Origin of the sequence: Chryseobacterium gambrini, assembly GCF_900156825.1 — a bacterium.
GTDB lineage: Bacteria > Bacteroidota > Bacteroidia > Flavobacteriales > Weeksellaceae > Chryseobacterium > Chryseobacterium gambrini.
The window spans coordinates 161,994-174,701 of sequence record NZ_FTOV01000009.1; the positions used below are offsets into that span (position 1 = coordinate 161,994).

Annotated in this window: 7 protein-coding genes and 1 CRISPR repeat array (1 of these 8 cut by a window edge); all 7 genes read right to left on the minus strand. The window is 34.3% G+C overall.

Going from position 1 to position 12,708, the window contains the following annotated elements:
* Positions 1-4,894: a CRISPR direct-repeat array (repeat unit 47 nt; unit sequence GTTGTTCTTCATCACGAAGATAATAATTTTTGAAAGCAATTCACAAC); it begins 1,775 nt to the left of the window's first position.
* Between the two features lie 879 nt (positions 4,895-5,773).
* Complete coding sequence (locus BW951_RS16000) at positions 5,774-7,993, minus strand: NADP-dependent isocitrate dehydrogenase (protein WP_076394693.1); 2,220 nt, start codon at positions 7,991-7,993, stop codon at positions 5,774-5,776.
* Positions 7,994-8,562: 569 nt separating this feature from the next.
* The gene (locus BW951_RS16005) at positions 8,563-8,745 is read right to left on the minus strand and encodes a hypothetical protein (protein ID WP_139326182.1); all 183 of its coding nucleotides are present in this window, start codon (positions 8,743-8,745) and stop codon (positions 8,563-8,565) included.
* A 370-nt stretch (positions 8,746-9,115) separates the two neighbouring features.
* Positions 9,116-9,586 (minus strand): hypothetical protein, encoded by a 471-nt coding sequence (locus tag BW951_RS16010; protein ID WP_228427553.1) that lies wholly within the window; start codon positions 9,584-9,586, stop codon positions 9,116-9,118.
* A 102-nt stretch (positions 9,587-9,688) separates the two neighbouring features.
* A complete protein-coding gene (locus BW951_RS16015; protein WP_076394697.1) occupies positions 9,689-10,147 on the minus strand; it encodes a hypothetical protein in 459 nt (152 codons plus the stop codon).
* Positions 10,147-10,644: a hypothetical protein gene (locus BW951_RS16020; protein ID WP_076394699.1), complete on the minus strand. Its 498-nt coding sequence runs from the start codon at positions 10,642-10,644 to the stop codon at positions 10,147-10,149. The genes BW951_RS16015 and BW951_RS16020 overlap by 1 nt, the downstream gene beginning before the upstream one ends.
* Before the next feature lie 36 nt (positions 10,645-10,680).
* Entirely contained in the window at positions 10,681-11,250 is a 570-nt protein-coding gene (locus tag BW951_RS22400; RefSeq protein WP_228427554.1) for an RHS repeat domain-containing protein, read from the minus strand.
* 351 nt (positions 11,251-11,601) lie between these two features.
* A partial coding sequence (locus BW951_RS22405; RefSeq protein ID WP_139326183.1) for an RHS repeat-associated core domain-containing protein occupies positions 11,602-12,708 on the minus strand: 1,107 nt, incomplete at its 5' end.

Below are 12,708 nucleotides of genomic sequence, written 5' to 3' on the forward strand. Positions count from 1 at the left end.
TTCTTCATCACGAAGATAATAATTTTTGAAAGCAATTCACAACATGAAGCATGAAGACGTTTATTACTGGTACGTTGTTCTTCATCACGAAGATAATAATTTTTGAAAGCAATTCACAACTACCATCCATTAACGGTACTTTAGTAGGAAGTTGTTCTTCATCACGAAGATAATAATTTTTGAAAGCAATTCACAACGTGCTCTCTCAGGTAATCCTCAAAGCCCTCGTTGTTCTTCATCACGAAGATAATAATTTTTGAAAGCAATTCACAACGTCACAGACTTAATATTAAATCTTATGTGCGTTGTTCTTCATCACGAAGATAATAATTTTTGAAAGCAATTCACAACAACTGGCAGTAAACTCTTTTATTAGAGCTAGTTGTTCTTCATCACGAAGATAATAATTTTTGAAAGCAATTCACAACAGCTTGCATCATTTCAGCTTGCAGCATATTGTTGTTCTTCATCACGAAGATAATAATTTTTGAAAGCAATTCACAACTTGGACTGATTGTGCTAATCAAAATCAGCAGTTGTTCTTCATCACGAAGATAATAATTTTTGAAAGCAATTCACAACTCTAATTCAGTGAAATACACGGATAGAGGTGTTGTTCTTCATCACGAAGATAATAATTTTTGAAAGCAATTCACAACATAACACAGGATTAAGATCTCAAAATCTAAGTTGTTCTTCATCACGAAGATAATAATTTTTGAAAGCAATTCACAACTCTATTAAAGAGCTCCGTATTTTTGGCTCTGTTGTTCTTCATCACGAAGATAATAATTTTTGAAAGCAATTCACAACCCTTTAGTTGTATCTCCCCCATCATAACTAGTTGTTCTTCATCACGAAGATAATAATTTTTGAAAGCAATTCACAACTGGTCGCATGCCTCGGAGTTTGTAAGCCCTGTTGTTCTTCATCACGAAGATAATAATTTTTGAAAGCAATTCACAACGGATACTCAGGGGCAGTGTTTGATAGCTCTGTTGTTCTTCATCACGAAGATAATAATTTTTGAAAGCAATTCACAACTACAGTTAAGTACTATTCTATTGTATTTTAGTTGTTCTTCATCACGAAGATAATAATTTTTGAAAGCAATTCACAACCAGATTTGGCTAGATCCTCTAATTTAGAAAGTTGTTCTTCATCACGAAGATAATAATTTTTGAAAGCAATTCACAACTAACGATTCCATTGCCTTCACAATCTCCTCGTTGTTCTTCATCACGAAGATAATAATTTTTGAAAGCAATTCACAACAGGCAATAGTTTGTTCCCGGAAGATTTCCCGTTGTTCTTCATCACGAAGATAATAATTTTTGAAAGCAATTCACAACGCAAGTCCGGAAATCTCTTTAACGGAGGATGTTGTTCTTCATCACGAAGATAATAATTTTTGAAAGCAATTCACAACTACAAACTGGCGGTGTTCCGTTAACAAATGGTTGTTCTTCATCACGAAGATAATAATTTTTGAAAGCAATTCACAACAGGAGCATTATATCAATTTGTGCAGAGCTTGTTGTTCTTCATCACGAAGATAATAATTTTTGAAAGCAATTCACAACCTTTAAAAACAATTTAAAACTTCAGATTAAGTTGTTCTTCATCACGAAGATAATAATTTTTGAAAGCAATTCACAACTAAAGATAAAGATACATTGTAAAGATACTGGTTGTTCTTCATCACGAAGATAATAATTTTTGAAAGCAATTCACAACGCTTCACCCTTTTTATTGTAATTCTGCCACGTTGTTCTTCATCACGAAGATAATAATTTTTGAAAGCAATTCACAACCCAATCAAGTATCATGGAGCAGGTGAGTATGTTGTTCTTCATCACGAAGATAATAATTTTTGAAAGCAATTCACAACTTACTGCAATCGCTCTTACGAAGGCAAAAAGTTGTTCTTCATCACGAAGATAATAATTTTTGAAAGCAATTCACAACACTTTGAATAGTCCGGTTGATTGACTTTAAGTTGTTCTTCATCACGAAGATAATAATTTTTGAAAGCAATTCACAACCTAACTGCAATTGCTCTTACGAAAGCAAAAGTTGTTCTTCATCACGAAGATAATAATTTTTGAAAGCAATTCACAACACCATTTTTAGCCAGTGCTATGAACTGTTCGTTGTTCTTCATCACGAAGATAATAATTTTTGAAAGCAATTCACAACAGTTTAATTTATGCCACTTATAAGAATATTGTTGTTCTTCATCACGAAGATAATAATTTTTGAAAGCAATTCACAACCAGACCACTAAAAATCTTAAAGATGCTGAAGTTGTTCTTCATCACGAAGATAATAATTTTTGAAAGCAATTCACAACCTTAACTGTACTATTATAATACATAGGGCGGTTGTTCTTCATCACGAAGATAATAATTTTTGAAAGCAATTCACAACGTTACAACAAATGACGAAATTAAAGGTAAGGTTGTTCTTCATCACGAAGATAATAATTTTTGAAAGCAATTCACAACGTTGCTAATTTAAGTGTAATTTATGCTACCGTTGTTCTTCATCACGAAGATAATAATTTTTGAAAGCAATTCACAACGTTAAAGATGGAGGAGAGTTATTTAGTACTGTTGTTCTTCATCACGAAGATAATAATTTTTGAAAGCAATTCACAACGTAACTACAAACGAAGAAATTAAGGGAAAGGTTGTTCTTCATCACGAAGATAATAATTTTTGAAAGCAATTCACAACAAGGCTGTTGATTTTTCAAGTGCAAACCAAGTTGTTCTTCATCACGAAGATAATAATTTTTGAAAGCAATTCACAACCTTACTGCTATTGCTCTTACCAAAGCTAAAGTTGTTCTTCATCACGAAGATAATAATTTTTGAAAGCAATTCACAACATAAAGGTTAAATATCACGATAACTATAAAGTTGTTCTTCATCACGAAGATAATAATTTTTGAAAGCAATTCACAACAACTTTTAAGTAATCAAGAAGACCCTGAACGTTGTTCTTCATCACGAAGATAATAATTTTTGAAAGCAATTCACAACTCTTGCAGTACTGCCAACACTTCCGCGTGAGTTGTTCTTCATCACGAAGATAATAATTTTTGAAAGCAATTCACAACAAAGTAGAAATAAGCAATATGAATCTTTATGTTGTTCTTCATCACGAAGATAATAATTTTTGAAAGCAATTCACAACCAGCGATATCGCTGGGGAAAAATAACAATTGTTGTTCTTCATCACGAAGATAATAATTTTTGAAAGCAATTCACAACTAAGCAGGTGTTTGTTAGGCAATAAAGGTAGTTGTTCTTCATCACGAAGATAATAATTTTTGAAAGCAATTCACAACAGCTCTGTGCTGTCTACTTCATTTTCATAAGTTGTTCTTCATCACGAAGATAATAATTTTTGAAAGCAATTCACAACCTGGCACAATATGGGTTCACTCCTGCAGGAGTTGTTCTTCATCACGAAGATAATAATTTTTGAAAGCAATTCACAACTAAATTGTTATTGTTCTATTTTAGTTACTTGTTGTTCTTCATCACGAAGATAATAATTTTTGAAAGCAATTCACAACATCTAATCTAACATAACTAACAAATGGGAAGTTGTTCTTCATCACGAAGATAATAATTTTTGAAAGCAATTCACAACTTGGAGGTGGTCAAGGTGATGAGCATTCAAGTTGTTCTTCATCACGAAGATAATAATTTTTGAAAGCAATTCACAACTGTATAGATCGATGAATGTTTCACCCATATGTTGTTCTTCATCACGAAGATAATAATTTTTGAAAGCAATTCACAACCATAATGGATAAATTAAATGGTCATATAATGTTGTTCTTCATCACGAAGATAATAATTTTTGAAAGCAATTCACAACGGACCATCCGGAACGATGATCTTTTCTTTAGTTGTTCTTCATCACGAAGATAATAATTTTTGAAAGCAATTCACAACCTCTCCTCTGAATTTTTCAGAAAGGCTACAGTTGTTCTTCATCACGAAGATAATAATTTTTGAAAGCAATTCACAACATTCGTGCCGTTCGTATGTTATCTGCATACGTTGTTCTTCATCACGAAGATAATAATTTTTGAAAGCAATTCACAACAAACCTATCGATTTTTCATCTGCAAATCAAGTTGTTCTTCATCACGAAGATAATAATTTTTGAAAGCAATTCACAACAGCTGTAATAACTATTATTAAACTTTTAAAGTTGTTCTTCATCACGAAGATAATAATTTTTGAAAGCAATTCACAACGTTGTCGCTCAAAAGTCATACACTGAGGAGGTTGTTCTTCATCACGAAGATAATAATTTTTGAAAGCAATTCACAACGGATGCGGAAGTTTTTTCCCACTCTAGCCTGTTGTTCTTCATCACGAAGATAATAATTTTTGAAAGCAATTCACAACACGATGCATGTCGGAAGGCATACTTTTGCAGTTGTTCTTCATCACGAAGATAATAATTTTTGAAATCAATTCACAACATTACTGCAATTGCTCTTACCAAAGCAAAAGTTGTTCTTCATCACGAAGATAATAATTTTTGAAAGCAATTCACAACTTAGATCCTCGAATTCTGAATATGAATTTAGTTGTTCTTCATCACGAAGATAATAATTTTTGAAAGCAATTCACAACTATGATCTGTTTTATCAGGCAGGTATTCCAGTTGTTCTTCATCACGAAGATAATAATTTTTGAAAGCAATTCACAACAGAAAAGAATAATGAGCAGGCTGTTTGAAAGTTGTTCTTCATCACGAAGATAATAATTTTTGAAAGCAATTCACAACGGACATAAACCAAACTCTTTATTTAAGTGCGTTGTTCTTCATCACGAAGATAATAATTTTTGAAAGCAATTCACAACTCTTCACAAGTAGAGTAGTTGTCTATCAGAGTTGTTCTTCATCACGAAGATAATAATTTTTGAAATCCGCAGCAGGAAAAGCGTAGGCGGATTCGACGAAAAGCATTTGATTAAGCTAAGGCTGAGTCAAAGCAATTCACATTAAACTTTTGCTGCCCATAGATAATAATTTTTGAAATCCGCAGCAGGAAAGGCGTAGGCGGATTCGACGAAAAGCGTTTGATTAAGCTAGGCTGAGTCAAAGCAATTCATATAAACTCGTCTTGTCTCAAAGATAATAGTTTTGAAATCCGCAGCAGGAAAGGCGTAGGCGGATTCGACGAAAAGAATTTGATTAAGCTGAGTCTGAGTCAAAGCAATTTACATACACTCACGTTGTTTTAAAGATAATAATTTTTTGAAATCCGCTGCAGGAAAGGCGTAGGCGGATTCGACGAAAAGCGTTTGATTAAGCTAAGGCTGAGTCAAAGCAATTCATATAAACTCATGTTGTCTCAAAAATAATAATTTTTGAAATCCGTTGCAGGAAAAGCGTAGGCGGATTCGACGAAAAGAATTTGATTAAGCTGAGTCTGAGTCAAAGCAATTTACATACACTCACGTTGTTTTAAAGATAATAATTTTTTGAAATCCGCTGCAGGAAAGGCGTAGGCGGATTCGACGAAAAGTGTTTGATTAAGCTAAGGCTGAGTCAAAGCAATTCATATAAACTCATGTTGTCTCAAAAATAATAATTTTTGAAATCCGTTGCAGGAAAAGCGTAGGCAGATTCAACGAAAAGAGTTTAAATAAGTTAGGCTGATTTTACAGACTATAAAAAATTAGCCATAACCGAACTACACTCGGCTATGGCTAAAAAATATTTTAGTAAAAACGAAATTAAATTCCGTCGATGATTTCATTTAAAACCGTACTTGGTCTCATGGCAGCATACGTCTTGTAAGTATCTGTTTTATAGTAACCGTCAATATCCTGAGGTTTTCCCTGCGCACCAATTAATTCTGCGTTAATCACTTCTTCGTTTTCCTTCATCGCCTCTGCAATCGGAGCGAATTGTGCTGCTAATTCTGCATCAGCAGTCTGGTTTGCTAAAGCTTCAGCCCAGTACATTGCCAGATAGAAGTGGGAACCTCTGTTATCGATTTGTCCCACTTTTCTTGCAGGAGACTTGTCGGTAGCTAAGAATTTAGCATTAGCTTCATCCAGTGCGTCCGCTAACACCTGAGATTTTGTATTCCCCTGAGTTTGTGCCAAATGCTCTAAAGAAGCCTGTAAAGCAAGGAATTCACCTAAAGAATCCCATCTTAAATAGCCTTCTTCGATGAACTGCTCAACGTGTTTAGGAGCAGAACCTCCCGCACCGGTTTCAAAAAGACCACCTCCATTCATCAATGGAACAATAGAAAGCATTTTAGCAGAAGTTCCAAGTTCAAGAATTGGGAAAAGATCAGTTAAATAATCTCTCAATACGTTTCCGGATACAGAAATGGTATCTTTTCCTTCTCTAGCTCTTTTTAATGTTTCCGTCATGGCGTCTTTTACATCCATGATTCTGATGTCTAATCCGTTGGTATCGTGATCGGCTAAGTATTTTTCAACTTTTTTGATGATTTCTTTGTCATGTGCTCTTCCTTTATCTAACCAGAAAATAGCCGGAGTATCAGATAATCTGGATCTATTTACTGCTAATTTTACCCAGTCCTGAATCGGAGCATCTTTCGTCTGGCACATTCTGAAAATATCTCCTTTTTCTACTTTCTGAGAAAGAAGAACGTTTCCGTTTTCGTCCTGAACTTCAATGGTTCCTTCTGCAGAAGCCTGGAATGTTTTGTCGTGAGATCCGTATTCTTCAGCTTTTTGAGCCATCAAACCAACATTCGGAACAGAACCCATTGTGGTAGGATCTAATTTCCCATGTGCTTTCATATCATCAATAACAGACTGATAGAAACCTGCGTAAGAACGGTCCGGAATGATACAAACGGTATCTTCTTCTTTTCCGTCTTTGTTCCACATTTTTCCGCCTCCTCTTACCAATGCAGCCATAGAAGCATCAACGATGATATCGGAAGGAACGTGGAAATTGGTAATTCCTTTGTCTGAATTTACCATTGCCACTCTCGGTCCGTTTGCCAGAGCCGCTTCAATATCTGCTTTAATATCCGCTTCCTGAGCATTTCCTTTTATTTTTTCGAAAAGATCAGCAAGACCGTTATTAGGATTAACATCTAAAGATTTGAAGGTTTCTGCATATTTCGTGAAAACCTCTTTGAAGAACGTTTCTACAATCGCTCCGAAAATAATCGGATCAGAGATCTTCATCATGGTCGCTTTAAGGTGCGCCGAAAGAAGAACGTTTCTGTTTTTTGCTTCTTCAATCGCTTCCTGTACGAAAGTCTTCAAAGCATTCAGATTCATTACGGAAGAATCAATTACTTCTCCAGCCTGAAGGTTGGCAAAATCTTTCAGTTGCGTTTCAGAACCGTCGTTTCCTTTGAAAACGATCTTAAATTTTGTAGCATTTTCTACCGTTGTTGAGGTTTCAGTTCCGTAGAAATCTCCTCCGTTCATGTGGGCAACGTCTGTTTTGCTGTCAGAAGCCCAGTCGCCCATTCTGTGAGGGTTTGCTTTTGCATAGTTTTTAACGGCTTTTGGAGCACGTCTGTCAGAATTTCCTTCTCTTAATACAGGGTTTACGGCACTTCCTAAAACTTTGGCATATTTTGCTTTAATCGCTTTATCTTCATCATTTTTAGGCTCAGCAGGATAATTAGGCACTGCAAAACCTTTAGACTGCAATTCTGCAATTGCTTCATCCAATTGAGGAGCAGAAGCTGAAATATTCGGTAACTTGATAATGTTGGCATCCGGCTGAGTCGCTAACTGACCCAATTCAGCCAAAGCATCACCGATCTTCTGATCATCTTTCAAAAATTCCGGGAAGTTGGCTAAAATTCTTCCTGCCAAAGAAATATCCGGAACGGCGATCTCAATGTTTGCAGATTTTGTAAAAGCTTTCACAATCGGTAAAAACGAGTGTGTAGCCAACATAGGAGCCTCATCCGTAAGCGTGTAATAGATTTTTGATTTGTCTGACATTATACTGTAATTTATTATTTGATTTTTTAAGACTCACAAATTTAGTGATTATGATTGTTTTATAAAGATATTTTGCCCAAAAATTGCGTAAAGTAACAGTGAAGCCGATAATTTATGAGCAGATTAAATCTTTTTTGGAAGATGGAATTTTGTATTATTTTTTAATTTTTAAAAACAGATTGAATAAAGATCATTCTATAAGTGAATCTATTTCATGATTTCTACGGATAATGAAGACTTTGTTAAATGAAATTTTTACCCGAAATGTAAGTGGATGGCTGATTGAAGCAGATGAATCATTTTTCCGGATATTTTTAATCTGAAAGGGTAGGAGTGTTGTTATTATGCTGTTTTACGGAAGATGTCAATTATATTGAAAACTTTTTTAATTGATCCTCAGAACTAAATTCTGAAAACTGGTAAAACCCTGTAGCCAGGCTGTTGAGTGGATCATAAGGAAAAACCAGATCTTTTCTGGGTTAACTAAGGATTGGTTCTCAGATTCTCCATGGTTTGCTGGTCAACTTTTTTTATTTCGTAAATTGATCCATGCAATAAATAATTGAATCTTATTCTGACAGCTCATTATATTTACTAAGAATATTTGTAAGATTATATTTTTCACATATCCTTATTAATTCGTTGTCAAACAGTTCAGTCTGATCTTCTTCACTTACGATCAATTGAGGTAAATATTCAATTTCATCTATAAAATCATACATTTCTTTGTGAGGAACTTTATTTACACTCATTATTTTAACATGTATCATTAAGTCATGAATAGCAAGAATTAACTTATTAAAACTTCTATTTCGTACCATATATTTTGGATAATTTAAACATTAATCTAATAAAATTTGCCTTGCCTGAGCACTTCTATTCGCTGGTTGTATATAGGTAGACGACGTCTGTCCATTTGGCGGGATAAATTTTGAAATTAATGATTTCATTTGAGAATAAAAGATTTTTTTGTTAAAAACACAGCAGCGCTATAAAACACAAAATCCAATGTAATTGCGTTGGGTTATTTTTATCCGCTAAAAGTCGGGATACTTTTGTGCAGTAGCCTGTTACCATATTTTTATTATTCCTTTCTGATTTTCTGCTCCTTCTATTTCAATCCTAATGGTATCTTTTCGGGGTTAGCGAAGTACTGGCTCCCAGACTTTCTACCGCTCTCCAGTTTACCTCTGTAATATTCCCGTTGTATTTCGGGACAACATTCTTTCCTGAAAACTGAGCTGTATCCGGATTTTCGATCCCCTCGCGACTGGTATATTTTATTTTGTAGGAAAACAGTTTTCCGCAAAGATCGGTAGCCGCCATTTGGTTTTTGTTGATCTCCGCCATCCATCCACGGATGTTGTAATCGTAATCGATGCTTTGCAGGGGCGCAGAACCCGATGTAGAGCCTACTTTCTTGTTCACAAGCTGAGACAGATCGTTGTAGGTGTTTTCGGCAAGCAGTTCTTCAGGATTATTGTCTACCTGATGGTAATGTTTTACCAACCTGTTCTGAGAATCGTACTCAAATCTTTCCTGTACCGTTACCCCGACTTCGCCCTGCTTTCTGAGGTTAAAAATGAAAAGCATTTTATTTTGTGCTGCTCTTTATAACATAAAACCCACCGCAATTGCAGTGGGTTCTTTATTGTTGCTCACGGATTATAAATCCGCGTCATCGGGAGATCGGGTTTACTTAAATATTGTATTTTCTTTCACAAAATCAATATTATATGGGTCTTTGATAATATAAAGATCTGACGTATAACTTTTATTGTTACTCTTATAAGTAATGGTATATTGGTGAGTGTTTGAACTGACTTTATAAACATCTAATTTTTGAAGCCCATCAGGAATAGTAGTGTATAGCTCAGCTATAGTTCCTTGAATTCTGTAAGGATAAATATTATTTTTTATTGTCTTATTAAATTTCTGCACATTACTTTTTGTGAGCTTCAAATGAATAACCCCGAAAGCGTGATTGTTCGATTGTTCAAACCCTGTTACATATCCCTCAAATTCTACATTGTTTTTAAGATATTGTTCCGATTGTTTCATTGCAACATCTGAACTTTTATTGTAATAGATTATAAATACCACAAAAAGGGCTAATAAAATAATATACCATAAATACTTTAAATATTTCCACATTATTTCTTGTTGTTATATTGTCTTATTTTATCTAATGTACCTATTTTAACGGCAGAAGCAGCGGGGCTTAATATAATATTAGTAGCTCTATCTATAAGGCTTCTTTGTGCGGTGGGTTTTACGTCATTAAGTAGCCAACTATAAGATAATGTTACATTTCCTGATCCCACATTTGCACCAGCTCCAACACCTACACTTGCTCCCAATGAAACTCCTTTCCAGCCTTTTTCTCCTTTTCCTACTCCTGAAAATACATTTACATTAACTCCGCCTCCTGCAACAAATTTAACATCTGCAGAGGCTCCTGCTGAAATAAATGTACCTGCATATGACGTAGGGTTAAATGGTTTAGTATCATCATTATAAGCAATAGAAACACTTGCGCCAACACTTGCAGAAATAGTTGCTTGTGCTCCTGCTGAAAATTGTTCTTGTGCTCCCGCATAAACATAGTTGTAACCTCCGTATGTTTTATCTGTAAATCTAACTACTGACATTTGCACACCACCACTTCCACCGATTCCTAACCCTGCTCATAAATCTCCTTGTGCTGTATAACCTACTGCAAATCTACTGGGATCTACATTTCCTGCACCAATATCTAAAGTCGCATTATTTTTAAGAGCAAAAGGAACATTAAACACAACATCGTCCCCCGCTGTCTTAATTCTCCATTCTTTTTTGTCACTACCTTTAATAACAATATCTTCAGGTTCTCTTCCATCAGGATCAGTGTGTTTTATTGGATTATCAAAAGCATAAGCATACGGCGACCAGCTTGGCATTTTCTCCGCTAATGGATCTACAACGCCCCATCTACCAATATCCGCCATATAAAACCTTGCACCGTAATCATACATGCCCGTCTCTTGAAGCTCCTTTCCGTTGTACTTATAATTCTTATACGAACTTGATCCAAAGAAAGAATTTCCACTTTTTAGGTGATTCATTCCGAAAGGATAATAATCATTAGCATCCACAATTTCTAGAACTCCTGCGCTGTTTTTCCCAAAACTTACCCTTGTATTTCCCAAGTGATCTTTATACTGGTAAATATATTGATTATTTCTGCAAAATTTATTAACATAAAAAATAATACTCACTACTAAAATTTAAAGACTTCTTTAATAAAAATGTAGCTCATTATAACATAAAACCCACCGCGATTGCGGTGGGTTCTTTATTATTGCTCACGGATTACAAATCCGCGAGATCAGGGTTCTTTATTATTGCCCACGTATCATATATGTCAAAATATTACTTGTGAGACCGCAATCTGTCAGAAAAAAGAAATAGTATCCAAAAAAGAAAGCCAAAAATAATATCAAATATTATATTAACTGATTTTAATTGATGATGCACTATAATATTATATATAATATCAATCCCTATGATAATTCCACAAAATTTCAATAAATATATAATTGCTCTTATAATAATTCTACCGTTTATCATTACTTTTTATTCTGATTTATATTTTTCTCAGCGTTTTCATCATGTTCTCTTATTGAATTTAATTGATTAAAAGTTCCTGAATAAAAATTATAAATAAACCCAATTACAAGACCTTTTATAGAAGGTTTTTCAAATTTCCCTTTCTCTATAGAAGATAAACCCATACCAACTGCCAATCCTTTTAAATCAATTGTATAATCAAAAATGGTTGTTAAATTATCATTATAAATAGCACGATCTACTAAGGTAATAGAATTGTGAGTTGAATAAATAGATCCCATTCCACCAGCATGAAGAGCATTTGCATCAACCATTTGACCAGATAATTTAACCCAATGATTATTATTTAATTGATATGTATTTTTATCATTCGAATAAAATTTATCACCATTCTTATTTAAATCACCTGTCGGTCTATCATCCACAGCAGTCACAGATTTACCTGTTTCTCCTAATTGACCTGTTGAACCAGCATCAATGTTTTTACCTAAAATATTATCAGTTACTGAGCCATCACTATTTAAATTATAACTTGAAGTAATTTCTTGATTATCTTTTCCTAAATTATATCCAGAAATAGCTTTACCACTAGCCGCGAAATATTTTGCTCCTTCAATTTTATTGTCTTTAAAGAACTTATCTGCGTTATCTTTATTAAGATTGGAATTATATTGGTAATTACCATCTTTGTCTGTGTACCAATCTGCTCCTGTAGGATCTGTCCTGATAATGGGATTATTACCAACATAATTATATGGCGAGTATGAATAGTAAAATTCACTTAATAAATCTTGAACGCCCCACCTTCCGATATCTGCCATATAAAATCTCGCCCCATAATCATACATGCCCGTCTCTTGAAGCTCCTTCCCGTTGTATTTATAATTCTTATACGAACTCACCCCGAAGAATGAATTTCCACTTTTCAAATGATTCATTCCGAAAGGATAATAATCATTAACATCCACAATTTCTAGAACTCCTGCGCTGTTTTTCCCAAAACTTACCCTCGTATTTCCCAAGTGATCTTTATACTGGTAAATATATTGATTTTTTATGTAATCGTAAAATCCTTCTGAAGTCGGCAAAAACTGCAGTTCAGAATT